General features: G+C 62.9%; 23 protein-coding genes. 15 read left to right on the forward strand and 8 right to left on the reverse strand.

The window, feature by feature from the left end; genetic code table 11:
- Positions 1–16: 16 nt before the first annotated feature.
- The 5 genes from R9B85_RS08225 to R9B85_RS08245 all read right to left on the reverse strand — a co-directional run bounded on the left by R9B85_RS08225 (position 17) and on the right by R9B85_RS08245 (position 4,614).
- A complete protein-coding gene (locus R9B85_RS08225) occupies positions 17–1,480 on the reverse strand; it encodes a TolC family protein (RefSeq protein ID WP_423770961.1) in 1,464 nt (487 codons plus the stop codon).
- On the reverse strand, positions 1,473–2,645 hold the full coding sequence (locus R9B85_RS08230; protein WP_423770962.1) for an ABC transporter permease: 1,173 nt from the start codon (positions 2,643–2,645) through the stop codon (positions 1,473–1,475). Before R9B85_RS08230 ends, R9B85_RS08225 begins: the two co-directional genes overlap by 8 nt.
- Positions 2,638–3,285 (reverse strand): ABC transporter ATP-binding protein, encoded by a 648-nt coding sequence (locus R9B85_RS08235; RefSeq protein WP_112250251.1) that lies wholly within the window; start codon positions 3,283–3,285, stop codon positions 2,638–2,640. The genes R9B85_RS08230 and R9B85_RS08235 overlap by 8 nt, the downstream gene beginning before the upstream one ends.
- A gap of 14 nt (positions 3,286–3,299) precedes the next feature.
- Positions 3,300–4,088, reverse strand: a complete 789-nt coding sequence (locus R9B85_RS08240; protein ID WP_146742821.1) for a hypothetical protein — start codon at positions 4,086–4,088, stop codon at positions 3,300–3,302.
- 85 nt (positions 4,089–4,173) lie between these two features.
- Positions 4,174–4,614 carry a hypothetical protein gene (locus R9B85_RS08245; RefSeq protein ID WP_112250247.1) on the reverse strand — a complete coding sequence of 147 codons (441 nt, stop codon included), beginning with the start codon at positions 4,612–4,614 and terminating at the stop codon, positions 4,174–4,176.
- Between the two features lie 93 nt (positions 4,615–4,707).
- On the opposite strand from R9B85_RS08245, the gene R9B85_RS08250 reads away from it, so the two are divergent.
- The 15 genes from R9B85_RS08250 to R9B85_RS08320 all read left to right on the forward strand — a co-directional run bounded on the left by R9B85_RS08250 (position 4,708) and on the right by R9B85_RS08320 (position 23,318).
- The gene (locus R9B85_RS08250) at positions 4,708–5,022 is read left to right on the forward strand and encodes a hypothetical protein (protein WP_207877947.1); all 315 of its coding nucleotides are present in this window, start codon (positions 4,708–4,710) and stop codon (positions 5,020–5,022) included.
- A 527-nt stretch (positions 5,023–5,549) separates the two neighbouring features.
- Positions 5,550–6,866, forward strand: coding sequence for a nucleotide sugar dehydrogenase (locus tag R9B85_RS08255; RefSeq protein WP_112250245.1), 1,317 nt, complete (start codon positions 5,550–5,552; stop codon positions 6,864–6,866).
- A 73-nt stretch (positions 6,867–6,939) separates the two neighbouring features.
- Positions 6,940–8,421, forward strand: coding sequence for a glycosyltransferase family 2 protein (locus tag R9B85_RS08260; protein WP_085614376.1), 1,482 nt, complete (start codon positions 6,940–6,942; stop codon positions 8,419–8,421).
- A gap of 36 nt (positions 8,422–8,457) precedes the next feature.
- Positions 8,458–9,624 carry an alginate biosynthesis protein Alg44 gene (locus tag R9B85_RS08265; RefSeq protein ID WP_112250243.1) on the forward strand — a complete coding sequence of 389 codons (1,167 nt, stop codon included), beginning with the start codon at positions 8,458–8,460 and terminating at the stop codon, positions 9,622–9,624.
- A gap of 12 nt (positions 9,625–9,636) precedes the next feature.
- On the forward strand, positions 9,637–11,064 hold the full coding sequence (gene algK, locus R9B85_RS08270) for an alginate biosynthesis TPR repeat lipoprotein AlgK (protein ID WP_423770963.1): 1,428 nt from the start codon (positions 9,637–9,639) through the stop codon (positions 11,062–11,064).
- A complete protein-coding gene (locus tag R9B85_RS08275) occupies positions 11,061–12,539 on the forward strand; it encodes an alginate export family protein (protein ID WP_013974153.1) in 1,479 nt (492 codons plus the stop codon). The genes algK and R9B85_RS08275 overlap by 4 nt, the downstream gene beginning before the upstream one ends.
- 22 nt (positions 12,540–12,561) lie before the next feature.
- Positions 12,562–14,121: a mannuronan 5-epimerase AlgG gene (gene algG / locus R9B85_RS08280; protein WP_207877941.1), complete on the forward strand. Its 1,560-nt coding sequence runs from the start codon at positions 12,562–12,564 to the stop codon at positions 14,119–14,121.
- 13 nt (positions 14,122–14,134) lie between these two features.
- The gene (locus R9B85_RS08285; RefSeq protein ID WP_112250239.1) at positions 14,135–15,577 is read left to right on the forward strand and encodes an alginate O-acetyltransferase; all 1,443 of its coding nucleotides are present in this window, start codon (positions 14,135–14,137) and stop codon (positions 15,575–15,577) included.
- Between the two features lie 7 nt (positions 15,578–15,584).
- On the forward strand, positions 15,585–16,688 hold the full coding sequence (locus R9B85_RS08290; RefSeq protein ID WP_112250237.1) for a mannuronate-specific alginate lyase: 1,104 nt from the start codon (positions 15,585–15,587) through the stop codon (positions 16,686–16,688).
- Between the two features lie 184 nt (positions 16,689–16,872).
- Complete coding sequence (locus R9B85_RS08295) at positions 16,873–18,330, forward strand: MBOAT family O-acyltransferase (protein WP_112250235.1); 1,458 nt, start codon at positions 16,873–16,875, stop codon at positions 18,328–18,330.
- 10 nt (positions 18,331–18,340) lie between these two features.
- On the forward strand, positions 18,341–19,498 hold the full coding sequence (locus R9B85_RS08300; protein WP_112250233.1) for an alginate O-acetyltransferase: 1,158 nt from the start codon (positions 18,341–18,343) through the stop codon (positions 19,496–19,498).
- Between the two features lie 19 nt (positions 19,499–19,517).
- Positions 19,518–20,165: an alginate O-acetyltransferase AlgF gene (locus R9B85_RS08305; RefSeq protein ID WP_087500486.1), complete on the forward strand. Its 648-nt coding sequence runs from the start codon at positions 19,518–19,520 to the stop codon at positions 20,163–20,165.
- Positions 20,166–20,200: 35 nt separating this feature from the next.
- Positions 20,201–21,655, forward strand: a complete 1,455-nt coding sequence (locus R9B85_RS08310; RefSeq protein WP_112250231.1) for a mannose-1-phosphate guanylyltransferase/mannose-6-phosphate isomerase — start codon at positions 20,201–20,203, stop codon at positions 21,653–21,655.
- A gap of 235 nt (positions 21,656–21,890) precedes the next feature.
- Complete coding sequence (locus R9B85_RS08315; protein WP_215520829.1) at positions 21,891–22,355, forward strand: multidrug transporter; 465 nt, start codon at positions 21,891–21,893, stop codon at positions 22,353–22,355.
- 150 nt (positions 22,356–22,505) lie between these two features.
- A complete protein-coding gene (locus tag R9B85_RS08320; protein ID WP_207877936.1) occupies positions 22,506–23,318 on the forward strand; it encodes an SDR family oxidoreductase in 813 nt (270 codons plus the stop codon).
- Positions 23,319–23,448: 130 nt separating this feature from the next.
- On the opposite strand, the gene R9B85_RS08325 is transcribed toward R9B85_RS08320, so the two are convergent.
- From R9B85_RS08325 to R9B85_RS08335, 3 genes are all read right to left on the reverse strand, one after another.
- Positions 23,449–24,243, reverse strand: a complete 795-nt coding sequence (locus R9B85_RS08325; protein ID WP_423770964.1) for an SDR family NAD(P)-dependent oxidoreductase — start codon at positions 24,241–24,243, stop codon at positions 23,449–23,451.
- Between the two features lie 140 nt (positions 24,244–24,383).
- Positions 24,384–25,832, reverse strand: coding sequence for an efflux transporter outer membrane subunit (locus R9B85_RS08330; RefSeq protein WP_112250224.1), 1,449 nt, complete (start codon positions 25,830–25,832; stop codon positions 24,384–24,386).
- Entirely contained in the window at positions 25,829–26,890 is a 1,062-nt protein-coding gene (locus R9B85_RS08335) for an HlyD family secretion protein (RefSeq protein ID WP_112250223.1), read from the reverse strand. The genes R9B85_RS08330 and R9B85_RS08335 overlap by 4 nt, the downstream gene beginning before the upstream one ends.
- Between the last annotated feature and the right edge of the window lie 27 nt (positions 26,891–26,917).

The following is a 26,917-nucleotide window of genomic DNA, read 5'->3' on the forward strand; positions in this document are numbered from 1 at the left end:
CGCCAACCAGCCTCTCCTAGTCATTGAGTGCCACATCCCAGCGTTCCAGCGTGGTCCCCAGTACCTGATCCAGAACCACCTGGGCATCGAGGTAATCGAGGGAGGCATCGAGATGGGTACTTTGCGCATGCCGCAGGTCGCCCTCGAAACTCAACACTTGAAAGTTGCTGGAGCGTCCCGCAGCAAGTTTCTCCTGCTCGATATCCAGCTTGCGCTGCGACAAGGCCAGGGCACGCTCGGCAATTTCCAGTTGCCGCCAGCGCACCTGGATATCGCGCACGGTGCTGATCACCTCGCGTTGCAGTTGCTGACGGGATTCGGCCAGGCTCAATGCCTGGCTATCCACCGCCACCTGCGCACGTACCTTGGCCTGACGCCGGCTGAGGTCGCCAATCGGCACATCCAGTTCAAGACCCAGATAATGCTCCCAGGAGGCCTGGTCGCCTGGTCGTTCGCGCAACTGGCTGGCACCGCCGACCAGCGACAGATCCCACCACTGCGCATTGCGCGCCACCCGCAAGTCGATTGCTGCCTGTTCACCAGCCAGCAACTGCATCAGATAGGCCGGTTGAAGCGCCTGCGCCCGAGCCAGTGCCTGTTCGGTGTCCACCTGTACATGCTCGATGCGTAAAGACTCCGCTGCTCTGAGTTGCGTCGAAAGGTCTATCCCCAATAGCTGTGCCAGCGCCAGACGGCTTTGCTGCAACTGGTTGCGGCTGCCTTCGCGGGCCAGTTCCTGGCTTGCGACTTCGGCCTCTGCCTGGACGATTTCAAACGCGGCCATACGCCCGGCAGCAATCAGCGCCCTGTTCACCTCGACCAGCTTGCGTGAACGAGCCAGACCATCGTCAGCGATGCGCAACTGCTCCTGAGCACGTAACAGACCGCGATACAGCAGGATGGTGCGGGTGATGACATGGGCCACGTTGTCCTTGAGCGCCAGGCGGTGCAACTGTTCGGCCAGCTGCGCCTGGCGCAGCGGCGCGCCGGCGATCTCGCGCCCGGCGCCACGTAACAAGGGCTGGATAACCATCAGGTTGGCGCCATCCCGGTAGCGCCGGCCCGCGCTATCGGCGCGGGTATTGCCGTAAGCCCAGTCAAGGCTCAAGCGTGTACCGTAGGGTGTGAGCAAGCTGGCTGCGGGCGCCAGCTGCGCCTCCCGATAGCGGTCCGCGTGATTGCGGTTGCCCAGGTAACGCGCCTTCAACGACAGCTGCGGGGCGAACTGGTCACGGGCTACGCGCAAGTCGAATTTCTGCGCGATACGCTCAAGGTAGGCACTGCGAATTGCCCGGTTGTCGCGCAAAGCCAAGGCAATGGCATCGGCCAGCTCGATATCCATGGGCTCGCCGTGCATGGCTGACAGGGCACTCACTGGTAAACGGTTCTGCACAGCCGGACGGGACGGCCGCAGGCCGTTTTCGGCCATGGCCACCCACGGTAGCGATAATGCGCAGGTCATCGCCAGCCACCTAGTCATCACGCAATGCCACTACCGGCTGTAGCCGCGCGGCGGCCAGCGCAGGCTGCAGGCCGAAGAAAAGTCCCAGCACCAATGAAATGCCCATGCTCACAGGCAGCGACCCTGCATCGAGTGCGAAACTCCAGCCGGAAGCCAGGGTGAACAGCCAGGCACCGGCCAACCCGAGCAGCACACCCAGCAGCGCCCCGGCTACCGAGAGCAACAGCGCTTCAAGCACGAACAGCCAGGCGATATCGCAACCACGCGCCCCAAGGGCCATGCGTACGCCGATCTCACGGCGGCGCTGCACCACGTTCATCACCATGACATTCATCACGCCGACACCACCAAGCAGCAGCGCGATGACAGCTGTGCTCGCCAACATCCAGGTCATCATCCGTGACTGCCCGGCCAGGCTCTCCAGCATTTGCCGCGGCAGTTGAACATTCACTTCATGCCTCGGCAACCGTGATTGCAGGTACTGATACAGCGAACGAGCGGCCTGGGGCAGGCTCATCGCATCCACACCCAGCGCGACCAGCGTCCCGACATCCGGCGGAGGGTTCAGACGACGAACGCCGGGCAGTGGCATCAGCACGGCGTCGTCGAAATTGACCGGCAACATCGGGTTGTACCCCTGCGGCGCAAGCACACCCACTACATCGAACCCATAGGCGCCCAGCTGCAAGCGATCGCCGCTGCTCACACGCAGCTGGCGCGCCAGAGAAGCCCCCAGCAGAACATGCGTGGCCAGTTCATCGTAACCGGACAGCAATCGGCCCTGATCTACCTGCAACCGCAGCACTTCGTTCAGGTACGTGGTGCTGCCGACGACCATCGTCTCGATGCTCTCCCCGTTGAATCGCACGGTGGCCACGCTGACCGCCAACGGCGCTGCGGCACGTATGCCCGGCGGCAGATCGACAGGCTCCAGCGCCATCGGCTCAAAGCCCCGTTCGACCGTCGCCTCAAGGTTGGCAACCAACAACTCGCTACCCAAGCCCTGGAACAACTGCCGGGTATGCTGCGCCGCACTGTGGCCGATGTTCATCAAGGCCACCAATGCGGCACAACCGACAGCGATGCCAAGCAGCGCCAGCACGGCCCGAGCGCCTGATTGCCTCACGCTGCCCAGCGCCTCGCCGATGCGTTGTGGCCAGCTTGGTCCATAGGCTTCAGGCATCGAACACGGCACCGTCACGCACCCGCAGGCGCCGGTCAAGGCACTGCGCCATGCCCGGGTCATGGGTGACCATGAGCAAGGTCATTGCTTGCTCGCGGTTCAGGCTCGATAGCAGCGCCATGATGTCTTGCGCCGTATCGCCATCCAGGTTTCCCGTTGGCTCATCGGCAAGCAGTATTCGCGGCCCGGTAACCAGCGCCCGAGCGATCGCCACACGCTGGCGCTGGCCGCCGGACAGATCAGCGGGCCGGCTCAAGGCACGATGGGCCAGGCGGACTTTTTCCAGTTGAGCCTTCGCGGCCTGCCGTGCCGAGGCCAGGCGGATACCCCGGTAAGTCAGCGGCAGCGCGACATTGTCCAGAACGGACAGGCGTGGCAGCAGGTTGAAGCTCTGGAACACGAAGCCCAGCGAGCGATTGCGGGCGATGGCGCGTTGGTCCGCATTTGCCTGCGTCATGTCACAACCGTCCAGTATCAGACGTCCCCGACACGGCTGGTCGAGCAGGCCGATCAGGTTGAGTAGCGTGCTTTTACCTGAACCAGAGGCGCCGACGATGGCGCATGACTGGCCTGCGGGGAGCGAAAACGATACATCACACAAGATTGCTTCGTTGCCCAGCAGACGTGTAATGCCTTGCATGGCGATAATCGGATTCACTCTTTTCCGCCCTCCATAATAGCTACCCCCTCCCTGCGCTCGAACGGCACCGACGACGTTTCCTCCGCCCTCCATTCTTTTGCGACCATGTCGATCAATGACGTATTGAATTCTGGCCATTCAACTTCGGACTGGGAAAGCAGCATCATGTAGTCAATTTCCCAGTTACTTTTAATCTGCGCCTCTTCTATAGGTGGGAGCGCCCTGTAATAGTCCATGATTTCGTAAATACCATGCTCTGCCCGCCCCGTTTGCTGACGCTCGCCATCCATTTTATGGGTGATGTAGAACTGCCACTCCGAGCGTCGATCTGCCAATTCAAACCTCGCCGCCCGTCGCTCATTAACTGTAAAATCTCCCCCTTCATCATAGGTAATCAAACTCAATTGATCCGCGGACAAACCCGCAAATGGGTTTGGGCCTCGACCATTGGTAAAGTCCGTGGCTCGCCGAGCTCGATCAAGCAATTCAGCATCATCTGTATTCGGTAAGAAAGCATCATGCGATGATTTGCTAAATGAGTAGCTTGCCCCTGAAAGCCGGTCCAGGATTCGCGCAGCCAGGGCTGATAACTCGCTTCGCGAAAGTTGGCTATCCCGCAAAGCCGCGCGTTGAGCCGCCGCGCTGAGCTGGCGAGATAGGCTGGAAAGCTCCGAATTTTCATGCTTCTGATCGCCTTCAACCTTGAGGCCCTGCGTATTCACTTCAACATCTGGTACATGCCTGACCGGTGTTGTTCCGGTGATATCCGTTTTTGCGAAGCCCATACTTTTTGGAAAGTGCACTGTTCACCTCGGCGTCCGATACAACCGACCCGACAACAGCACGCAACAAAGGCATCGTGCTGTTGCCCACCTCAAAGCGTCATCATTACTTCATGGTAAATTCAACAGCCCATGAATTATCTGCATTCATACGGGTGATGTTGGCCGTGCACGTAGCACCGCCACTGGGTGTTGCAGTTTTAGTCCACTCAGGCACTTTGATCCCACCCGGCATCAACCTCATCTGAAAAGTTGTGCCGAATGCGCAAGTCTTACGTCCTTGGGTATAACGCACCATTGCCGCATTCACATCGGGACTCACAATGCGTTGCACATCGAAATTTATTGTCTTTGTCGATGGCACCGTGTTGTCAGGTTTCGGGCTCGCTATCTGGTAGGTGCTGCTCTCATTGGAAGTGACGATTTTTAGTATGGCGTCTTCCGCGCCAAGATTTTTGAACGTCACGTTAACCTTCGGCCCTGCCTGGACCATGCCAGCAATCAGCAACGAAACACTGGCCATCAGGACCTGCGATGTCTTCTTCATTTTTAGCTATCTCTCATCTCTTCCATGTGGTTTATGGATGAGACGCCCTTGGTGACCTAGGGTCCCAAGGCTGCCCAAGACGCTCCTTCGTTCATGGACGGCTCCATAGAGCGCCCAGATGGGGTAACGGCAGGCAACGGCAAAGCCTTAGCTTTCTTGTGGTCTTGGTATATTTCTGCATGTGTCGTCGCGTTGGCCCCAGAAAGGGGCACACCTCATATCGCCATCACGCCACAAATCCGACGCCAAAAAATCGACACATCGCAACTTATAGCCAAACGCCATAAGACCGTTCGTAGCTTTTTTGACGAATTTTTCAAAATATTTTTTGATGCTGGCACAAAAATATCTCGCAACAGTTTCGCCCTTTATATATCGGGGCAAAACACCCGTGTGCTATCAGATTGAAATTGTCGGCCACTGAAAAAATATTTAGAAATCTTTCATCCGCGCCGAACCCACCCCGGAACTTCTGCTACGACGAATCGCTCATAGTGCCGTAACGATTTTCCTGCCTCCGGGCTGTGAGAGATGACTTACAGATGACAACGGCAGGTATCCACTACCAGCCCCAACAACTTCGACAGGTATGACGGCAACCCCCGAAGACCCTGTCCACGCAGGAGAGACGCGTCCCTTACAATTCGTCCTAGTGGTTGATTTCAAAGGATTTTTCCACTTGAAAAAACAAGCACAGCAAAGCGCCATGTAGCGCATTGCAATAAAGACGGCTGCATTCCAGGGCACGTTTTTTAATTAATGGCTTTTTACTGCCACATTTGAGTGCATAACTTTTTGCGCTCCGGATTTATTTTGCCTGCGCTCGGCGAAGTGTGCATTTCGCCATGGATCCGTGCGCCCGAAAACTGTTGTTAATCAACCCAGCTCGGCTCTCTCCGGAGGCGCCGGCGTGATAAACACATGAGGTGATAGCGATGCGTATCAGCATCTTTGGTTTGGGTTATGTGGGTGCAGTCTGTGCAGGCTGCCTGACGGCGCGAGGCCATGAAGTGATCGGTGTGGACGTATCCAGCACCAAGATCGACCTGATCAATCAGGGCAAGTCGCCCATCGTCGAACCTGGCCTGGAAGCACTGCTGCAACAGGGCATCGCCAACGGCCGCCTGCGCGGTACTACCGATTTCGCCGAAGCCATCCGTGCCAGCGACGTATCGATGATCTGCGTGGGTACCCCAAGCAAGAAGAACGGCGACCTGGGCCTCGAATACATCGAGTCGGTTTGCCGCGAGATCGGCTACGTGCTGCGTGACAGCGAGCGCCGCCACACCATCGTGGTGCGCAGCACCGTGCTGCCGGGCACCGTGAAGAACGTGGTCATCCCGATCCTCGAAGACTGCTCGGGCAAGAAAGCCGGTGTCGACTTCGGCGTCGCGGTCAACCCGGAATTCCTGCGTGAAAGCACCGCGATCAAGGACTACGACCAGCCACCGATGACCGTCATCGGCGAACTGGACAGCGCCAGCGGCGACATCCTGCAGGCCCTGTACGAAGAGCTCGACGCACCGATCATCCGCAAGCCGATCGAAGTGGCCGAGATGATCAAGTACACCTGCAACGTGTGGCACGCCACCAAAGTCACCTTCGCCAACGAGATCGGCAACATCGCCAAGGCCGTAGGCGTGGATGGTCGTGACGTGATGGACGTGGTCTGCCAGGACAAAGTGCTGAACCTGTCCCAGTACTACATGCGCCCTGGCTTCGCCTTCGGCGGCTCGTGCCTGCCCAAGGACGTACGTGCCCTCACCTATCGTGCCGCCAGCCTCGATGTACGCGCACCGCTGCTCGACTCGCTGATGCGCAGCAACGAATCGCAGGTGCAGAACGCCTTCGAGCTGATCGAAGCCCACGACAAGCGCAAGGTCGCACTGCTCGGCCTGAGCTTCAAGGCCGGTACCGACGACCTGCGTGAAAGCCCGCTGGTGGAGCTGGCCGAACGCCTGATCGGCAAGGGCTACCAGCTGGACATCTACGACGAGAACGTCCAGTACGCCCGCGTCCACGGCGCCAACAAGGACTACATCGAGTCGAAGATCCCGCACGTGTCGTCGCTGCTCAACGCCGACTTCCAGAAGGTGATCGACAACGCCGACATCATCGTCCTGGGCAACCGTGACGAGCAGTTCCGTGAACTGGCCCAGCAAGCGCCGGCCGGCAAGCACGTGATCGACCTGGTCGGCTTCATGAGCAAACCGACCTGCGCCACCAGCCGTACCGAAGGCATCTGCTGGTAAGTGCTGGCCGGGCAGCGGGGGCCTCCCCACCCCCGCTGCCCACCTTTTCCCGAATTCTCGACGGATGCTGAACATGCAAAGGATCCAGACAGTGCTGTTGCAGTGCGCCGGTTGGCTGCTCTACATGAGTCTGCTCATGCTGATCGCCCTGGCCCTGCCAGCCGATATCTTCGACTCGCAGTCGAAGCACTTCATCTTCCTGGTCGGCGCAGTCGGCATCTGGCGCTATTCCATGGGCGCCACCCATTTCATCCGCGGCATGATCTTCCTCTACGGCGTGTACCCGTACCTGCGCCGCAAGGTGCAGAAGATGGGCAAGGACGCCGACCCGTCCCACGTGTACCTGATGGTGACCAGCTTCCGCATCGAAGCACTCACCACCGCCCAGGTGTACAGCTCGGTGATCCGCGAGGCGATCAACTGTGGCTTCCCCACCACCGTGGTCTGCTCGCTGGTGGAGATGTCGGACGAACTGCTGGTGAAAAGCCTGTGGGCCAAGTACAACCCGCCAGCCCACGTGAAGCTGGACATCGTGCGCATCGCCGGTACCGGCAAGCGTGACGGCCTGGCCTACGGTTTCCGTGCGATCTCGCGCATGCTGCCGGACGAGAACGCCGTGGTGGCGGTGATCGACGGCGACACCGTGCTGGGCGATGGCGTGGTACGCAAGACCGTGCCGTGGTTCAAGCTGTTCCCCAACGTCGGCGGCCTGACCACCAACGAGTTCTGCGAAGTGCGTGGCGGCTACATCATGAGCGAGTGGCACAAGCTGCGCTTTGCCCAGCGCCACATCAACATGTGCTCGATGGCCCTGTCCAAGCGCGTGCTGACCATGACCGGGCGCATGTCGATGTTCCGCGCCAGCGTGGTGACCAACCCCGAGTTCATCGCCGACGTCGAAAGCGACTCGCTGATGCACTGGCGCCTGGGCCGCTTCAAGTTCCTCACCGGTGACGACAAGTCCAGCTGGTTCAGCCTGATGCGCCTGGGCTACGACACCTTCTACGTGCCGGACGCCGCCATCAACACCGTCGAGCACCCGCCGGAGAAGAGCTTCCTCAAGGCCAGCCGCAAGCTGATGTACCGCTGGTACGGCAACAACCTGCGGCAGAACTCCCGTGCGCTCGGCCTGGGCCTGCGCCGCCTGGGGCTGTTCACCAGCATCGTGCTGTTCGACCAGCGCGTGTCGATGTGGACCAGCCTGCTGGGCCTGACCGTGGCGGTGATCGCCAGCCTCAAGTTCGGCCTGGGCTTCCTGCTGGTGTACCTGCTGTGGATCGGCATCACCCGCCTGATCCTAACCATCATGCTGCTGTGCTCCGGCCACAACGTCGGCCCGGCCTACCCGCTGATTCTCTATTACAACCAGATCGTCGGCGCGCTGATGAAGATCTACGTGTTCTTCCGCCTCGACAAGCAGTCCTGGACGCGTCAGCCCACTGCCCTCAAGCGTGACCTCGCCAGCTTTCAACAATGGTTCAACACCTGGTCCTCGCGGACCATGACCTTCTCGGCTGCCAGCATCTTCGTTGCTGTGCTGTTCATGGTCGTGTGAGCCCAACCCGGATCGGAACTAACAGGAACAAAACACATGAATACCGCCGTGAACGTCAACGTCGTGCATGAGTCCGAAGCCCAGCGCCAGCATGCCCGGGTACGCATCCCCGCCAAGCTGCGGTTCCTAGACCCTCAGCGCCAGGCCCACGATGTGAAGGTCGACGACCTCTCCGCCGGTGGCCTGAGCTTCCACACCAAGCAACCACTGTCGGTTGGCGACGTGCTCCGCGGACGGCTGCAGTTCACGGTCGACAACCTCGGCCTGTCGATGGACATCGAGTTCCAGGTGCGCTCCTTCCACCCGGACAGTGGCCGCACCGGCGCGCAGTTCCAGAACCTCGAGCCACGTGACATCGCCACCTTGCGCCACATCATCACTTCGCACCTGTCGGGTGAGCTGATCACCGCTGGCGATGTGCTCAGCACCTTGCAGCGCGACAACTTCACCAAGGCACGCAAGCAGAAGGACGGCGGTGCCGGCCTGAGCGCCTTCGGCCGCCTCAAGGCGGTCACCGTCACCCTCGGCGTGTTCGTGGTCGGTGTAGCCGCCTTCGGCTTCATCGCCAAGTCGCTGTACGGCATGTACTTCGTCAGCCATGCCGAAGCCGGCGTGGTCGCGGTACCCACCACCAACGTCACCATGCCGCGCGACGGCACCGTGAACAGCTTGGTCGAAAGCGGTGGGCAGATCGCCAAGGGCGCGCCACTGGCCAGCTTCACCACCAGCATGCTGGACATGCTCAAGGGCAACCTGGAAGACGCGCAGCTGGAACCGGCGAAGATCGAGGAACTGTTCGGCAAGCAGCTGTCCGGCACCCTCACCAGCCCCTGTGATTGCGTGGTTGCCCGCCAGCTGGTGGACAACGGCCAGTACGCTGCCAAGGGCCAGCCGATCTTCCAGCTGATCCCACGCACCACCAACCCGATGATCGAGGCGCGCTTCACCTACCGCCAGTTCGACGAGGTCAAGCCAGGTACCCAGGTCAACTTCCAGGTAGCCGGCGAAGACGAAGTGCGTACCGGCCAGATCGTCAGCAGCGCCAGCCTCAACAGCGAAGACCTGGCCGCCGACATCCGCGTGCAGATCAAGCCCGACAGCGCCCTGCCCGCCGAACTCGCCGGCCGCCCGGCTTCGGTCAACAGTGACCGTGGCCCATCGCTGAACTGGCTGATCGACAAAGCCATGGCCCGTGGGCTGTAAGAGGATCACGACATGATTCCCCACAAGAAAAGCGCCAGCCTGGGCCTGTGTGCCCTGGCTGCAGCCATCACCCTGGCGGGCTGCGCAGGCCTGCCGGACCAGCGCCTGGCCAACGAAGCCATGAAGCGCGGTGACACGGCACTGGCCGAGCGCAACTACAAGGCGCTGGCCGACCTGGGCTACAGCGAAGCGCAAGTGGGCCTGGCCGACATCAAGGTCGCCACCCGCGATCCGGCGAAAATCAAGGAAGCCGAGGCCACCTACCGCGCCGCGGCCGCCATTTCGCCGCGTGCCCAGGCGCGCCTTGGCCGCCTGCTGGTGGCCAAGCCTGACAGCACCCAGGCCGAGCGCGAAGAAGCCGAGACCCTGCTCAAGCAAGCCGCCAAGCAGGGCGAAAGCAACACCCTGATCCCGCTGGCGATGCTCTACCTGAGCTACCCGCAGAGCTTCCCCAAGGTCAACGCGCAGCAGCAGATCGACCAGTGGCGCGCCGCCGGCAACCCGGAAGCGGGCCTGGCCCAGGTGCTGCTGTATCGCACCCAGGGCACCTACGACCAGCACCTGGGCGAAGTGGAGAAAATCTGCAAGGCCGCACTGAACACCACCGACATCTGCTACGTCGAACTGGCCACCGTGTACCAGAAGCGTGGCCAGGCCGACCAGCAGGCTGCCCTGCTTGGCCAGCTCAAGGCGGCCTACGCCCGTGGCGCAGTACCGGCCACCAGGGTCGACAGCGTTGCCCGGGTACTGGCTGACCGCAGCCTCGGCCAGACCGACGAGAAAACCGCCAAGGACCTGCTTGAACAGGTGGCCCCGGTCAACCCTGCGTCCTGGGTCAGCCTGGCGCAACTGGTGTACGACTTCCCCGAGCTGGGCGATACCGACCAGTTGATGGCCTACATCGACAAGGGCCGCGAAGCCGAGCAGCCACGCGCCGAACTGTTGCTGGGCCGCCTGTACTACGAAGGCAAGACCCTGCCTGCGGATGCGGCCAAAGCCGAACAACACCTGCAGGCCGCCGCCGACGCCGGCGAAGTCAGCGCCCATTACTACCTTGGCCAGCTGTACCGCCGCGGCTACCTGGGCAACGTCGAGCCGCAGAAGGCCGTCGACCACCTGCTGGCCGCCGCCCGTGGCGGGCAGAACAGCGCCGACTATGCCCTGGCCCAGCTGTTCAGCGAAGGCCACGGCATTCGCCCGCAACCGGGCAACGCCTGGGTATTCGCCCAGCTGGCCCAGGTCAACCCGACTCCGCAGTCCGCTGAACTGCTGCAGCAGCTCGACCAGCAACTCACGCCTGACCAGCGCAGCCAGGCGCAAACCCTGCTCGCGCAAGAGAAGCAGGCCCGCGGCAGCATGAGCCAGGGCGCCAACAGCACCCTGGCCATCGAAGCCCTGCAAGACGACGAAAAAGAAGTAACCGGTGAGGACTCGCTATGACGCTCAATCCCTTCGTGAAAGCCGGCATCGGCCTGAGCTTCGCCCTGCTGTGGTCTTGCCCGACCCTGGCGGAAATGACCGCTGAAAAGAACTTCGGCCTGGATGTGAAAATCACCGGCCAGTCGGAAGACGACCGTGACCTGGGCACCCGCTCCGGCGGCGACGTCAACGGCCTGGGTCTCGACCTGCGCCCCTGGGTATATGGCGAGCGTGGCAACTGGAGCGCCTATGCCATGGGCCAGGCTGTCACCGCGACCGACACCATCGAAACCGACACCCTGCGCCAGAACGACGACGGCACCAGCACCGACACCGCTGCCGACGGCCGTGAACAGGACAAGAGCTACCTGGCCATGCGTGAATTCTGGGTCGGCTACAGCGGCCTCACTGCCTACCCCGGCGAACAGCTGCGTTTCGGCCGCCAGCGCCTGCGTAGTGATGATGGCATGTGGCGTGACACCAACATCGAGGCGCTGAACTGGACCTTCGATACCACCCTGCTCAAGGCCGACCTGGGCGTGGCCCAGCGCTTCAGCGAATACCGCACCGACCTCACCGAGCTGGCCCCGGAAGACAAGGACCGCACGCACCTCTACGGCAACGTTGCCACGCAATGGACCCCTGGCCACTGGGTCGGCGTACGCGCCCACCACACCCACGACGGCGGCAGCCTGAAGAACCCGGGCGAAACCGTCGATGCGCTGGACAAGACCCGCACCGGCGACCTCACCTGGCTGGGCCTGGAAGCGAACAGCGACGCCTACAACTGGCGCAACGACCACACCGTCAACTACTGGGGCAGCGTCACCTGGCTGACCGGTGATCGCGACACTCTCAGCAGCCAGGTCGTCGGTGACGAAACTGTGGCCACCGGCAAGCAGAGCGGTGACGTCAACGCCTGGGCCACCGACCTCGGCATCCGCCTGCGCCTCGACCCGCAGTGGCAGGTCGGTGCGGCCTACGCCCGTGGCAGCGGCGGCGGTGGCGACGACGGTTCGAGCAACTACGAGCAGACCGGCCTCGAGAGCAACCGCTCCAACTACACCGGTACCCGTTCGCGCGTGCACCGCTTCGGTGAAGCCTTCCGCGGCGAGCTGGGCAACCTGCAGGCGGCCACCCTGTTCGCCTCCTGGCAGCTGCGCGACGACTACGACGCCAGCTTCATCTACCACAAGTTCTGGCGTGTCGATGGCAACCAGAACATCGGTTCCAGCGGCATCAACGCGGTGGTCAACGACAACGGTGTGAACCGCCCGCTGGTCGATGGCGAGAAGGACCTTGGCCAGGAAATGGACGTGGTCGTGACCAAGTACTTCAAGCAAGGCCTGCTGCCGGCTTCGATGAGCCAGGCCATCGACGAGCCATCTGCCCTGGTGCGCCTGCGCGCCGGCGTGTTCAAGCCGGGCGATGCCTACGGCAAGGAAGCGGACTCGTACATGCACCGCGCCTTCGTCGACGTGATCTGGCGCTTCTGAGGCCGGTAGAGGACTTACCGTTATGAACCTTCACCCGCACTTACGTCACAGCCTGTTGGCCAGCGCCTTGCTGCTGGCCAGCGGCCTGGTGGCTGCAGCAGAGCCCAAGGTGATCGCCAAGGAGCTGCAGCAGGCCAAGACCTACACGGTCTCCAGCGCACCGGTCGAGCCGCTGCACATGGACCCGCCGAAGCTGCCCGACCTGACCGGCTACACCGCCGAGGCGGTGCAGAAGAAAATCGACCGCCGCCACAAGGGCAAGGTCAGCCTGCGCCGCATGTTCCAGGAGGACACCCTCAAGGAATTCGTCGGCGGCGACAACAAGGCGGCCGAATGGGTCCAGCGCCAGCATGGCATTCCGCAGGCGATCTTCGTCGATGACGGCCATGTCGACCTGGTCGAACTGAGCAAGAAGGTACCCAAGCAGTACCTCAGCGAAGTCGAGCCGGGCGTCTACCTGGCGCGTCTGCCGATCGTGGTCGGGCAGAAGGGCATCCTCGAGATCGACGGCAAGGTCAAGCAGCTGCGCCTGTCCCAGGAAGGCGGTTCGTTCCTGGTCAACGACGGCAAGCTGTTCGTCACCGACACCCAGGTGACCGGCTGGAGAGAAAAGGACAACGGCCCGGCGACCTTCCGCTCGCCCAAGGAATTTCGCCCGTTCCTGTTGTCGTGGGGCGGCACCGAGACCTACATCGTCAACACCAAAATGGCCAGCTTCGGCTACGCCAAGTCCAAGTCGTACGGCGTGAGCATTTCGCAGTACACGCCGAACATGGCCAAGCGCATGGGCCGCCCGGAACCCACCGGCTGGATCATCGGTTCTGAATTCAGCGACATGTGGTACGGCTTCTACTGCTACGAAACCCAGGACTTCGTGGTCAAGGACAGCACCTACCGCGACAACATCGTCTACGGCATCGACCCGCACGACCGCTCGCACCGGCTGATCATCGCTGGCAACACGGTGTACGGCACCAAGAAGAAGCACGGCATCATCGTCTCGCGTGAAGTCAACGACAGCTGGATCATCAACAACAAGAGCTTCGACAACAAGCTCTCGGGCGTGGTGATCGACCGTAACAGCGTCAACAACCTGATTGCCTACAACGAGATCTACCGCAACCACACCGACGGTATCACCCTGTACGAAAGTGGCGACAACCTGATCTGGGGCAACAAGCTGATCAACAACCGCCGCCACGGCATCCGCGTGCGTAACAGCGTGAACATCCGCCTGTACGAAAACGTCGCCATGGCCAATGGCCTGGTCGGCGTGTACGGGCACATCAAGGACCTGTCCGACACCGACCGCGACATCGCCCTCGACCCGTTCGACACCAAGGTGTCGCTGATCCTGGTCGGTGGCGAACTGGCGGCCAACGGCTCCGGCCCCTTGTCCATCGACTCGCCGCTGTCGGTCGAGCTGTACAAGGTAAGCATGCTCGCCCCGCGCAAGGCCAGCGGCATCAGCCTCAACGGCATCCTCGGCGAACGCCAGGACGAAATCCTCGACCTGCTGGTACGCCAGCAAAAGGCTGTGCTGATCGACCCGGTCGAACGCCAGACCGAAATGATCGATTAAGGAAGCCCAGACCATGACTCCACATCTGATGAAACTGCTGGGCCTGTCCGCTGCCCTCCTGGCAATCAGCCAGGGCGTGCGCGCCGAAGACGTCAAGGCCCCTACCTTCAGCGCCGAGCCTTGCTGCCAGCTGTGCCCTGAAGCGCATGACGCCAGCCGCTACACCACCCGTTACCAGCAGAACTTCACCACGCTGGTGCAAGCCCAGGGCGACTGGCTGTTCCGTACCCGCGAAGACCTGCGCACCGAGTTCAATACCACCCCGGCCGGCTACAAGCGCCTGCAGCAAGTGCACGACGCGTTCAAGAAACGCGGCGTGGAACTGGTGGTGGTGTACCAGCCGACCCGTGGCCTGGTAAACCGCAACATGCTCAACCCGGCGGAAAAAGCCGCCTTTGACTACCAGAAGGCCCTGGGCAACTACCAGGCCATGCTCAAGCGCTTTGCCAGCATGGGCTACAACGTGCCAGACCTGTCGCCGCTGACCAACGAACAGCTGGCCGCTGCCGATCAGGGCAAGGACTTCTACTTCCGTGGCGACCAGCACTGGACGCCTTACGGCGCCGAGCGCGCGGCAAAGATCGTGGCCGATACCGTGCACAAGATGCCGGCCTTCGAAGGCATCCCGCGCAAGGAATTCGAAACGAAAAAGTCCGGGCGCATGGGCAAGACCGGCACCTTGCATAACGTCGCCGGCCAAATCTGTGGCACCAGCTACGCAGTTCAGTACATGGACCAGTTCGCCACCGAGCCGAAAGGCTCCGACGGTGGCGGTGACGACCTGTTCGGTGACGCCGGCAACGCGCAGATCACTTTGGTAGGTACCAGCCACAGCGGCAAGAACTACAACTTTGCGGGCTTCCTGCAACAGTACATTGGTGCCGATGTCCTGAACGTGGCCTTCCCTGGCGGTGGCCTGGAAGGCTCGATGATCCAGTATCTGGGCAGCGAGGAATTCCAGAAGAACCCGCCGAAGATCCTGATCTGGGAATTTTCCCCACTGTATCGCCTGGACCAGGAAACCATCTGGCGGCAAATCCTTGGCCTGCTCGACGACGGCTGCGATGACCGCCCGGCCCTGATGAGCGCCAGCGCCACCCTCAAGCCCGGCAAGAACGAGCTGATGGTCAACGGCAAGGGCGGTGTGATCAAAGACCTGATCAACCGCAACATGCAGATGGACGTCAAGTTCGAAGACCCGTCGGTCAAGGTGCTGCAGGCCACCCTCTGGTACCTCAACGGCCGCCATGAGGACATCAAGCTGGAAAAACCGGAAACCTCCGACACCGACGGGCGCTTCGTCTTCCAGATGCGCGAAGACGAGGACTGGGCCAGCCAGAGCCTGCTGGCGTTCGAGGTACAGGGGCCGGAAAGCGGTACCCAGAAAGTCGAAGCCAAGCTCTGCAAACGCAACAACTTCGCCGTGCCCGCGCAGACTGCGCAGGCCGGCCAGTGAGGCGACCATGATCCCGTTCAAGCGAATTTCCCGCCCCGCCCTGCTTGCCCTGGCGTTGTGCGGCGGTGCCGCGCACGCCGCGCTGGTACCGCCCCAGGGTTACTACGAGGGGATCGAAAAGCTCAAGACCGGCGACGGCAACTTCCGCTGCGAGGCTGCCCCCAAGCCGTACACCGGTGCCCTGCAGTTCCGCAGCAAGTACGAAGGCTCGGACAAGGCGCGGGCAACGCTCAATACCGACTCGGAAAAGGCCTTTCGCAAGTCCACCGAAGACATCACCACCCTTGAGAAAGGCGTGAGCAAGATGATCGGCCAGTACATGCGTGACGGCCGCCCGGCGCAGCTCGACTGCACCCTGGCCTGGCTGGGCAGCTGGGCCCGCGCCGATGCGCTGATGTCCACCGACTACAACCACACCGGCAAGTCGATGCGCAAATGGGCGCTGGGCAGCATGAGTGGTTCGTGGCTGCGCCTGAAGTTCTCCAATTCGCAGCCGCTGGCCGCGCACCAGGCCGAGGCCGAGCTGATCGAAAAATGGTTCGCCCGCCTGGCCGAGCAAACCGTGCGCGACTGGAGCGACCTGCCACTGGAGAAGATCAACAACCACAGCTACTGGGCGGCCTGGGCGGTAATGGCCAGCGCCGTGGCCACCGACCGTCGCGACCTGTTCGACTGGGCCGTGAAGGAATACCGGGTTGGCGCCAACCAGGTCGACGAGCAGGGCTTCCTGCCCAACGAACTGAAGCGCAAGCAACGCGCCCTGGCCTACCACAACTACGCCCTGCCGCCGTTGGCGATGATCGCCAGCTTCGCCCAGGTCAATGGTGTGGATGTGCGCGGCGAGAACAATAACGCCCTGCAGCGCCTGGCGCAGCGGGTGCTGAACGGGTCGAAGGACCCCAGCGAGTTCAAAGCCCGCAATGGCGAGAAACAGGACATGAAAGACCTGAAGATCGACAGCAAGTACTCGTGGATGGAGCCCTACTGCAGCCTGTATGCGTGCAATGGCGACACCCTGCAACGCAAGCGCGGCATGCAACCGTTCAACAGCTTCCGGCTGGGCGGCGACCTGACCCGGGTCTATGACCCGAGCGCGGAATCGAAAAAGTAACGCAAAACCCTGTGGGAGCGGGTTTACCCGCGAAAAGGCCAGACCTGCCATGCGCGGTGCCTGTGCCGGCCTCTTCGCGGGTAAACCCGCTCCCACAGGAATCTAGGTAGCCCGCCACACTTGTTGTGTGGGGGGTTTGGGGGGCGCTTTGCCCCGGATGCTGTGAACAAAAAGGAGAACCGGGATGGTCTTCTCGTCCAACGTGTTCCTGTTCCTGTTCTTGCCGATCTTCCTCGGCCTGTACTACTTGAGCGGGCAACGTTATCGCAACCTGCTGCTGCTGGTCGCCAGCTACATCTTCTACGCCTGGTGGCGGGTGGACTTCCTGGCCCTGTTCGCCGGGGTCACCCTGTGGAACTACTGGATCGGCCTGAAAGTCGGCGCCGCCGGTGTACGCACCAAGCCCGCGCAGCGCTGGCTGCTGCTCGGCGTCGGTGTCGACCTGGCGATCCTCGGCTACTTCAAGTACGCCAACTTCGGCGTCGACAGCCTGAACGCGATCATTTCCTCGTTCGGCCTGGAGCCGTTCATCCTCACCCACGTGCTGCTGCCGATCGGTATCTCGTTCTATATCTTCGAGTCGATCAGCTACATCATCGATGTGTACCGCGGCGACACCCCGGCCACCCGCAACCTGATCGACTTCGCGGCGTTCGTGGCGATCTTCCCGCACCTGATCGCCGGCCCCGTGCTGCGCTTCAAGGACCTGGTCGACCAGTTCAACAACCGCACCCACACCTTGGACAAGTTCTCCGAAGGCTGCACCCGCTTCATGCAGGGCTTCATCAAGAAAGTGTTCATCGCCGATACCCTGGCGGTAGTGGCCGACCACTGCTTCGCCCTGCAGAACCCGACCACCGGGGATGCCTGGCTCGGCGCCCTGGCCTACACCGCGCAGCTGTACTTCGACTTCAGCGGCTACAGCGACATGGCCATCGGCCTGGGCCTGATGATGGGCTTCCGCTTCATGGAGAACTTCAAGCAGCCGTACATCAGCCAGTCGATCACCGAGTTCTGGCGGCGCTGGCACATCAGCCTGTCGACCTGGCTGCGCGACTACCTGTACATCACCCTGGGCGGTAACCGCAAAGGCACCTTCAACACCTATCGCAACCTGTTCCTGACCATGCTGCTGGGTGGCCTGTGGCACGGCGCCAACTTCACCTACATCATCTGGGGTGCCTGGCACGGCATGTGGCTGGCAATCGAGCGCGCGCTGGGCCTGGACACCAACCCGCAGCGCTTCAACCCGGTGAAGTGGGCCTTTACCTTCCTGCTGGTGGTGGTCGGCTGGGTGATCTTCCGCGCCGAGAACCTGGAAGTGGCCGGTCGCATGTACGGCGCCATGTTCAGCTTCGGCGACTGGCAGCTGTCGGAACTCAACCGCGCCCAGCTCACCGGCCTGCAGATAGCCACCCTGGTGGTCGCCTACATCACCCTGGCGTTCTTCGGCCTGCGCGATTTCTACCGCAACGCCCGGCCAACGCCCAAGGCCACCCCGGTGGAGATCAACAGCGACGGTTCGATCGGCCTGGACTGGACCCGGGTGATGACCCGCGCCCTGGTGCTGCTGCTGTTCGTGGCCTCGATCCTCAAGCTTTCGGCGCAGAGCTATTCGCCGTTCCTTTACTTCCAGTTCTGAGGTTGATGACATGACCCGGACATTACGCATTACCTATTCGCTGTCGTTCCTGGGCCTGCTGGTGGGCATGGGCGTCTGGTCCACCGGTGGCCTGCAAAGCTTCCAGCGTACCGAGCAGATGACCCTGCTCAACGGCAAGCTGGCCAAGGCCGCCGAGACCCATTACGACGAGCAGTTCCCGATCAAGCGCCTGGGCACCAACCTGTGGGCGGCAATGGACTTCAAGCTGTTCAACGAAGGCCGCCCCGGCGTGGTGCTGGGCCGCGACCAGTGGCTGTTCAGTGACGAAGAGTTCAAGCCCACCGCCGGTGCCGAGCAGCTGATGCAGGAAAACCTGGCGCTGATCCGTGGCGTGCGTGACACCCTGCAGCAGCACGGCAGCCAGCTGGTGCTGGCGATCGTGCCAGCCAAGGCGCGGGTGTACGCCGAGTACCTGGGCAAGGAGCTGCCGACCAGCCTGCATGACGACCTGTACAACCAGTTCCATGCCCAGGCACGCCAGGCCAACGTGTTCGCCCCGGACCTGATGGCCCCCATGGAGCAGGCCAAGGCCCGCGGCCAGGTGTTCCTGCGCACCGACACCCACTGGACGCCGATGGGCGCCGAAGTGGCGGCGCAGGCACTGGCTGAAGCAGTCAGCCGCCAGAGCCTGCTCAACGGCGACCCGCAGGCGTTCATCACCGAAGCCGGCAGCACCGCGCCATACAAGGGCGACCTGACCAACTTCCTGCCACTGGACCCGCTGTTCAGCAACCTGCTGCCGGCCCCGGACAACCTGCAGCAGCGCACCACTCGCCCGGTAGAAGCCGAAGGTGAAGCCGGTGACGCACTGTTCGCCGACACGCAGATCCCGGTTGCACTGGTGGGCACCAGCTACAGCGCCAACCCGCACTGGAACTTCCTCGGCGCGCTGCAGCAGGCCCTGCGCAGCGACGTGGCCAACTACGCCGAAGACGGCCATGGCCCGCTACTGCCGATGCTCAAGTACCTGCAAAGCGATGCCTTCAAGAATGCCGCACCCCAGGTGGTGGTGTGGGAATTCCCCGAACGTTATCTGCCAATGAAGAACGACCTCAGCAGCTTCGACCCGCAGTGGATCGCGCAGCTGAAGAACTCCCGTAAATCCGAAGAAAACCTGGCCTTGTCGTCCACCCGGACGAACCATTGATAAAGAGAGGAACACGCAAATGACTACCAAGACTTCCATTGCCAAAGCCCTCACCCTCGCGGCCGGCCTGTCCCTGGCCTCGATGCAGGCCTTCGCCGGCGCCGACGCCGCGCTGTACGGCCCGAGCGCACCGAAAGGCTCGACCTTCGTGCGCCTGTACAACGCCTCCAGCGCACCGACCGCAGCGTCGGTCGGCAACACCCAGATCAAGCAGGTTGGCGCCCAGGCCAGCAGCGACTTCAGCTTCCTGCCAGGGGGTGACTACACCGCCCAGGTCGGCGGCAAGAGCGTGCCGGTCAAGCTGGCTGCGGACAAGTACTACACCTTGGTCAACAGCGCCAGCGGCAACCCGCAGCTGATCGAAGAGCCGCCGTTCAAGAACAAGCAGAAAGCCCTGGTTCGCGTGCAGAACCTGAGCGACCAACAACTGACCCTGAAGACCGCCGACGGCAAGACCGAAGTGGTCAAGCCGGTGGCCGCCAACGGCCGTGGCGAACGCGAAATCAACCCGGTCAAGGTCAACCTGGCGCTGTACCAAGGAGACAAGAAAGTGGGTGACGTGAAACCCGTCGCCCTGGAGCGCGGCGAAGCCGCAGTGCTGTACGTAACGGGTTCCGGCAACGCCTTGTCGCCGGTGTGGGTAACTCGCCCCGTGGCTAGCAACTGATTCCCCTGCCTCTCAACGACTATTGGAGAAACATGATGATCCCGGTAATTCTTTCTGGTGGTAGCGGTTCCCGTCTGTGGCCTCTGTCGCGCAAGCAGTTCCCCAAACAGTTCCTGGCCCTGACCAGTGAACACACACTGTTCCAGCAAACCCTCGAGCGCCTGGTATTCGAAGGCATGGAGACGCCGATCGTGGTCTGCAACAAGGACCACAAGTTCATCGTCCAGGAGCAACTGGCCGCGCTGAAGCTGGAAACCCAAGGCATCCTGATGGAACCGTTCGGCCGCAACACCGCGCCGGCCGTGGCCATGGCTGCCATGAAGCTGGTCAACGAAGGCCGCGACGAGCTGATGCTGGTGCTGCCCGCCGACCACGTGATCGATGACCAGAAGGCCCTGCAACGCGCCCTGGCCCTGGCCACCGTGGCCGCCGAGCGCGGCGAGATGGTGCTGTTCGGCGTGCCGGCGACCAAGCCGGAAACCGGCTACGGCTACATCCGTTCCAGCCAGGACGCCCTGCTGCCTGAAGGCGTGGCGCGCGTGGCACAGTTCGTCGAGAAGCCCGACGAAAAACGCGCCGCCGAGTTCGTCCAGGCCGGTGGCTACTTCTGGAACAGCGGCATGTTCCTGTTCCGTGCCAGCCGCTTCCTCGAAGAGTTGAAGAAGCACGACGGCGACATCTACGACACCTGCGTACTGGCGCTGGAGCGCAGCCAGGAAGACGGTGATGTGCTGAGCATCGACGAAGCCACCTTCGCCTGCTGCCCGGACAACTCCATCGACTACGCGGTGATGGAAAAGACCCAGCGCGCCTGCGTGGTGCCGATGTCGGCCGGCTGGAGCGACGTGGGCTGCTGGTCGTCGCTGTGGGAAGTGCACGAGAAGGACGACAACGGCAACGTCACCAAGGGCGACGTGGTGGTGCAGGACAGCCACAACTGCATGATCCACGGCAACGGCAAGCTGGTGTCGGTGATCGGCCTGGAGAACATCGTGGTGGTCGAGACCAAGGACGCCATGATGATTGCCCACAAGGACAAGGTCCAGGGCGTCAAGCAGATGGTCAAGACCCTCGACGAGCAGGGCCGCAGCGAAACCCAGAACCACCTGGAAGTGTATCGCCCGTGGGGCTCGTACGACTCGGTGGACATGGGTGGCCGCTTCCAGGTCAAGCACATCACCGTCAAGCCGGGCGCCAGCCTGTCGCTGCAGATGCACCACCACCGTGCCGAGCACTGGATCGTGGTGTCCGGCACTGCCGAGGTGACCTGCGACGAGAACGTGTTCCTGCTGACCGAGAACCAGTCCACCTACATCCCGATCGCGTCGGTGCACCGCCTGCGCAACCCGGGCAAGATCCCGCTGGAGATCATCGAAGTACAGTCCGGCAGCTATCTGGGCGAGGATGATATCGAGCGGTTCGAGGATGTGTACGGCCGTACCTCCACGCCGATCGAGCGTGGTGTTTCGGTGAAGACCATCGCGCAGTAAGCAAGACCCGGGGGCCGCTTCGCGGCCCATCGCCGGCAAGCCAGCTCCCACAAGTACCGCGCAGAACTCAGGAATGTGCGATCCCTGTGGGAGCTGGCTTGCCGGCGATGGGCTGCGTAGCAGCCCTGTCAGCGCTATCTGACAGGCATTACGACAAAGCCCTCCCCGCTTTTGAGCCCACTCCCATTTCGGGCTACGATGGTCAGACCCCGCGCAATCAAGGTCTGCCCGCCCCATGATCATCGGTGCCTTCCTCATACTCACCTGGCTGGTGCTGCTGTTGCGCTACCCGGCCAAGGCCCTGCCGATCTCGCTGGCTGCCGTTTGTGGCCTGGGCCTGGTGGCCCTGTTCGTGGTCTGGCAGGACACCCGCGAAACCTCGCAACTGGCCCGCCTGGACCTGCGCCTGACGTATGCCCCCGAACACTGCCCTGCCGACCGAGCCCTGCAAGCAAGCGTAAGGAACGGCAACGAAGTGCCGCTCACCGAATTGCGCTGGCGGGTGGCGGCGTATGCGCCGGGCGATACCGTGAACCTGGCGGAGAACACCTACAACGCCCCGCGCTACCGTGGGCCGGGTGAACTGCAGCCAGGCGCCGAGTGGAAGGACTGTTTGCCATTGCCGCCACTGCGCTCCGGGTACCGGCCGCAGACTCTGGAGTTTCGCGCAGAGCACCTGCAAGGTGCGTTCGCCAATTAATGTATCGCCTGTGCCGGCCTCTTCGCGGGTAAACCCGCTCCCACAGATACTCCACAGCCTTCAAATTCTGTGGGGACTCTGTGGGAGCGGGTTCACCCGCGAATAGGCCAGCACAGGAAAAAACCAATCCCCTGACAACAGGCCCCAACCATGCCCACCGTCCTGATCACCGGTTGTTCCAGCGGCATCGGCCGCGCCCTGGCCGACGCCTTCCGAGATGCCGGCCACCACGTCTGGGCCACCGCCCGCAAACCTGAGGATGTCGAGCAACTGAACGCCGCCGGCTTCACTGCCCGGCAACTGGATGTGAACGATAGCGAAGCGCTGGACCGCCTGGCCGAGGAACTGGAAAACCTCGATATCCTGATCAACAACGCCGGCTACGGCGCCATGGGCCCGCTGCTCGATGGCGGTGTGGATGCCCTGCGCCAGCAGTTCGAAACCAACGTATTCGCCGTGGTCGGCGTTACCCGCGCATTGTTTCCACTGCTTCGCCGCTCACGGGGCCTGGTGGTGAACATCGGCAGCGTATCAGGCGTGCTGGTCACCCCGTTCGCCGGCGCCTACTGCGCCTCGAAAGCAGCCGTGCATGCCCTGAGCGATGCCTTGCGCCTGGAACTGGCGCCATTTGGTGTGCAGGTAATGGAAGTGCAGCCAGGAGCGATTGCCTCGCAGTTCGCCAGCAATGCCCAGCGCCAGGCCGAGCAGGTGCTGGCGGCGGATTCGGCATGGTGGCCGTTGCGCGAGCATGTGCAGGCACGGGCGCGGGCATCGCAGGACAAGCCGACCTCGGCGGCGGTGTTTGCCCAAGGCGTGTTGGCGGCGGTCGGGAGGTCGCCGGTGCCGGCGGTGGTGCGGTTGGGGAATGGCAGCACGGCGTTGCCGTTGATGGCCCGGCTACTGCCGCGGCGGGTGCTGGATTGGGCGTTGCGCAAGCGGTTTGGATTAATGCGCCCGCTCTGATTGATTGGTTGCCTGTGCTGGCCTCTTCGCGGGTAAACCCGCCCCCACAGGTACCCCACAGAGTTTGACACCTGTGCGATCCCTGTGGGAGCGGGTTTACCCGCGAAGAGGCCGGTACAGGCAAACCAGATCAGGCAATGGAACGCAGCACGCCGCCGTCAACCCGCAAGGCAGCCCCGGTAGTGGCACTGGCCTGCATCGACGCCAGATACACCACCATGTTCGCCACCTCCTCCACCGTCGCCAGCCGCTTGATCAGCGAGGTCGGCCGGTGCTCCGCCAGGAAGTTGGCTTCCAGCTCTGCAGTCGACACCCCCTGCTCCTCGGCCAGCTTGGCAAAGAAGTCGCCCACACCTTCCGAACGTGTAGGCCCCGGCAACACCGCATTCACCGTCACCCCTGTGCCTGCCAGGGTCTCGGCCAGCCCGCGCGACACCGCCAGCAACGCCGTCTTGGTCATGCCGTAATGAATCATCTCGGTCGGGATCTGCAGCGCCGACTCACTGGACAGGAATACCACCCGTCCCCAATTGCGCTCGGCCATGCCTTGGGCATAGTGGCGCGACAGGCGAACCGCACTGAGCACATTGACGTCGAAGAAACGCTGCCAGTCCTCATCCTCGATCTCGAAGAACGGCTTGGGCTCGAAGATGCCCAAGTTGTTGACCAGGATGTCGGTATGCGGCACCTGGTCGAACAGCGTCTGCGCCCCGGCCTGGGTACCCAGGTTGGCAGCGATGCCGATGATGCGCGCCTGTGGCAGACGCTCGCGCACAACTTTGAGGGCTTCGTCGACCCGGGCCTGGGTACGACCGTTGAGGACCACTTCGGCCCCCGCCTCGGCCAGGCCGATGGCGATGGCCAGGCCGATGCCCGCGGTGGAGCCGCTGACGATGGCGCGCTTGCCGTTCAGGGAAATGTGCATCTGTGCCTCCTCGTCTGTCTGGGAAATCGCAGGGGTCTGCTTTGCAGCCCATCGCCGGCAAGCCAGCTCCCACAGGAATGCCAGCGCTGTACCTGTGGGAGCTGGCTTGCCGGCGATGGGCCGCAACGCGGCCCCCGTCTTTATGCTTTCGCTGGCTGCTCATCAAACGCCTGCCAGCCACCACCCAGAGCCTTGTACAGCCCCACCAACGCCTGCGACACCGCCGCCGAACTGTCGATCCACTGCTCCTCGCTGGCCAGCAGGGCACCCTGCACCGTCAGCACATTGAGAAAGTCCACCGCCCCTTCCACATACTGGCGCTGGGCAGTTTCCAGGGCGATGCGGTTCTGCCGCACCGCCTCGGCCAAATGGTCGCGGCGCAACTGGCTGGCGTTGTACAGGCGTAGCACATCGTCGATTTCATGCCAGGCCCCCAGCACCACCTTGCGGTAGTTCAGCGCCGCTTCCTGCTGCTGCGCCTCGCGCAGTTCCAGGGTGCCCTTGAGCCGGCCACCCTCGAAGATCGGCAGCGACAGCTGCGGCCCGAAGGCGAAGCGGCGCGAATCCCAGGCGCCGAAATCGGACAGCTGCATGGCCTGGAACCCGACACTGCCCGACAGCCGGATGCTGGGGTAGAAGTCGGCCTTGGCCACGCCAATGCTGGCGGTGGCGGCATGCAGGCGGGCCTCGGCCTGGCGAATGTCCGGGCGGCGTTCGGCCAGTTCGGACGGCAGGCCAATGGCGAACTTCTGCTGCGGCGCAGGCAGTTCGCCGCCCTGCAGCAACTCGGCCTGCAGGCTGCGCGGCGGTTCGGCGGCGAGCAGGCTGAGGGCGTTGATCAAGTCATCGCGCCGCGCTTCCAGGCTTGGCAGGCGCGACTCGATCGAGGCGACCTGGGCACTGGCCTGGGCCACGTCCAGGCGCGTGGCGACCCCTTCGGCCTGGCGGTTCTCGGACAACTTCAGGCTGTGCTGGGCGACCTTGAGGTTGTCGCGGGTCACATCGATGGTGTGCTGCACGGCGCGCAGCTGGATGTAGTTGCCGGCGGTTTCCGAAAGCAATGCCAGCAGCACGCCGCGGCGGTCGTTCTCGGCCACTTCGACCGTGGCATCGGCAGCTTCGACCTGGCGCCGCACACGGCCCCACAGGTCCAGCTCCCAACCGGCCACCAAGTCGCCCTGCCAGAGGTTGAAAGCTTGCTTGCCCGCCTTGCCGGACGGGTCACTCAGGCCTTCGGCGCTGTTGCGCGCGCGGCTGTAGCCGGCGTTCACGTCCACCGCTGGTACTTCGTCGGCAGCCACGGTGCTGCGCAGGGCGCGGCTTTGCAGCAGGCGGGCACTGGCCATCTGCAGGTCGAGGTTGCGCTCGGCTACACGCTGGATCAAGGCACTCAGGCGGGCGTCGTGGAAGCTCTCCCACCAGCGCAGTTCCAGCGGTTCGGCCTGCGGCTGGCTGGCCGCCGCCTCGCCTTGCAGCGGCGCCCACTGTTGCGGTGCCTGGCTGTCAGGGCGCTGGAAGTCTGGGCCCAGGGTGCAGCCAGCCATCAACACGGCCAGCAGCAACGGGCTCAAGCGTAATGCCGGTTTCATCGTGCGCTTACCTCTTTGCCGTCCAGCTTGTCGCCACGGGTGTCGATGGTCGCTTCCACCGACATGCCCACGCGCAGGCGGGCAAGCAGCGGCTGGCCGTCATCGAAAACGATCTTCACCGGAATGCGCTGCACCACCTTGGTGAAATTGCCGGTGGCGTTATCCGGCTTGACCGCGGCGAAGGTCACGCCGGTGGCCGGGGCGATGCTTTCCACATGGCCTTGCAGCTTCTCACCGGCAAAGGTGTCGACGCTGATGCTCACGGCCTGGCCAGGCTGTACGTGGGTCAGCTGGGTTTCCTGGAAGTTGCCGACCACATAGGCTTGTTGCAACGGCACCACCGACAGCAGGCGGGCGCCCGGGTTGACGTAGGCACCGACACGCAAGGCGCGCTCGCCGACCATGCCGTCCACGGGCGCGGTGATGCGGGTATAGGACAGATCGAGCTGGGCCTTTTCCAGCCCCGCCTCTGCCCGCTTCAACTGCCCGTCGGCACTGGCCACCTGGGCGGTAAGGATATCCACCTGCTTGCGCGCCGCTACCAGTGCCGCCTGGGCATTGGCCAGGCGTGCGCGGGCCTGGTCGACCCCGCTGCGCGCCTGCTGGGCGTTCTGCACGGTGCCGGCACCCTGCTCGGCCAGGCGGCTGTAGCGGTTGACCTCATGATCAGCGAACGCTGCTTCGGCCTGGGCTGCTTTCACTGCAGCCTCAGCCTGGGCAATCAGCGACGCCTGGCGCTCGAGGGTGGCGCGGGCATCGGCGCTTTGCGCCTGGGCCACCAGCAACTGCGCCTGCGCGGCATCCAGCGCGGCCTGGTAGTCACGGGCATCGATGGTCGCCAGCAACTGGCCGGCCTTGACCTGCTGGTTGTCCTCCACCAGCACCTCCTTGATGAAGCCGGCGACCTTGGGCGCGACCACGGTGTAGTCGGCGACTACATAGGCGTCGTTGGTGCTCTGGCGGTGGTCGCTGCCGAACATCCAGGGGCCGACGATGCCGGCCAGGACAGCCACGGCAAGCACCGAGCCGATGAACAGGGTTTTGCGGTTGTTGGTCATTTCAGTGGTTCTCGAATTCATCCAGGG

It is taken from the genome of Pseudomonas sp. NLJ1, assembly GCF_049486705.1.
Lineage (GTDB): Bacteria > Pseudomonadota > Gammaproteobacteria > Pseudomonadales > Pseudomonadaceae > Aquipseudomonas > Aquipseudomonas inefficax.

What these genes read in the sequence shown, in the direction of transcription:
- R9B85_RS08225 (WP_423770961.1), bottom strand. Translation starts at nt 1,480, where the DNA reads ATGACTAGGTGGCTGGCGATGACCTGCGCATTATCGCTACCGTGGGTG.
- R9B85_RS08230 (WP_423770962.1), bottom strand. Translation starts at nt 2,645, where the DNA reads ATGCCTGAAGCCTATGGACCAAGCTGGCCACAACGCATCGGCGAGGCG.
- R9B85_RS08235 (WP_112250251.1), bottom strand. Translation starts at nt 3,285, where the DNA reads ATGCAAGGCATTACACGTCTGCTGGGCAACGAAGCAATCTTGTGTGAT.
- R9B85_RS08245 (WP_112250247.1), bottom strand. Translation starts at nt 4,614, where the DNA reads ATGAAGAAGACATCGCAGGTCCTGATGGCCAGTGTTTCGTTGCTGATT.
- R9B85_RS08250 (WP_207877947.1), top strand. Translation starts at nt 4,708, where the DNA reads ATGGACGGCTCCATAGAGCGCCCAGATGGGGTAACGGCAGGCAACGGC.
- R9B85_RS08255 (WP_112250245.1), top strand. Translation starts at nt 5,550, where the DNA reads ATGCGTATCAGCATCTTTGGTTTGGGTTATGTGGGTGCAGTCTGTGCA.
- R9B85_RS08260 (WP_085614376.1), top strand. Translation starts at nt 6,940, where the DNA reads ATGCAAAGGATCCAGACAGTGCTGTTGCAGTGCGCCGGTTGGCTGCTC.
- R9B85_RS08265 (WP_112250243.1), top strand. Translation starts at nt 8,458, where the DNA reads ATGAATACCGCCGTGAACGTCAACGTCGTGCATGAGTCCGAAGCCCAG.
- algK (WP_423770963.1), top strand. Translation starts at nt 9,637, where the DNA reads ATGATTCCCCACAAGAAAAGCGCCAGCCTGGGCCTGTGTGCCCTGGCT.
- R9B85_RS08275 (WP_013974153.1), top strand. Translation starts at nt 11,061, where the DNA reads ATGACGCTCAATCCCTTCGTGAAAGCCGGCATCGGCCTGAGCTTCGCC.
- algG (WP_207877941.1), top strand. Translation starts at nt 12,562, where the DNA reads ATGAACCTTCACCCGCACTTACGTCACAGCCTGTTGGCCAGCGCCTTG.
- R9B85_RS08285 (WP_112250239.1), top strand. Translation starts at nt 14,135, where the DNA reads ATGACTCCACATCTGATGAAACTGCTGGGCCTGTCCGCTGCCCTCCTG.
- R9B85_RS08290 (WP_112250237.1), top strand. Translation starts at nt 15,585, where the DNA reads ATGATCCCGTTCAAGCGAATTTCCCGCCCCGCCCTGCTTGCCCTGGCG.
- R9B85_RS08295 (WP_112250235.1), top strand. Translation starts at nt 16,873, where the DNA reads ATGGTCTTCTCGTCCAACGTGTTCCTGTTCCTGTTCTTGCCGATCTTC.
- R9B85_RS08300 (WP_112250233.1), top strand. Translation starts at nt 18,341, where the DNA reads ATGACCCGGACATTACGCATTACCTATTCGCTGTCGTTCCTGGGCCTG.
- R9B85_RS08305 (WP_087500486.1), top strand. Translation starts at nt 19,518, where the DNA reads ATGACTACCAAGACTTCCATTGCCAAAGCCCTCACCCTCGCGGCCGGC.
- R9B85_RS08310 (WP_112250231.1), top strand. Translation starts at nt 20,201, where the DNA reads ATGATCCCGGTAATTCTTTCTGGTGGTAGCGGTTCCCGTCTGTGGCCT.
- R9B85_RS08315 (WP_215520829.1), top strand. Translation starts at nt 21,891, where the DNA reads ATGATCATCGGTGCCTTCCTCATACTCACCTGGCTGGTGCTGCTGTTG.
- R9B85_RS08320 (WP_207877936.1), top strand. Translation starts at nt 22,506, where the DNA reads ATGCCCACCGTCCTGATCACCGGTTGTTCCAGCGGCATCGGCCGCGCC.
- R9B85_RS08325 (WP_423770964.1), bottom strand. Translation starts at nt 24,243, where the DNA reads ATGCACATTTCCCTGAACGGCAAGCGCGCCATCGTCAGCGGCTCCACC.
- R9B85_RS08330 (WP_112250224.1), bottom strand. Translation starts at nt 25,832, where the DNA reads ATGAAACCGGCATTACGCTTGAGCCCGTTGCTGCTGGCCGTGTTGATG.
- R9B85_RS08335 (WP_112250223.1), bottom strand. Translation starts at nt 26,890, where the DNA reads ATGACCAACAACCGCAAAACCCTGTTCATCGGCTCGGTGCTTGCCGTG.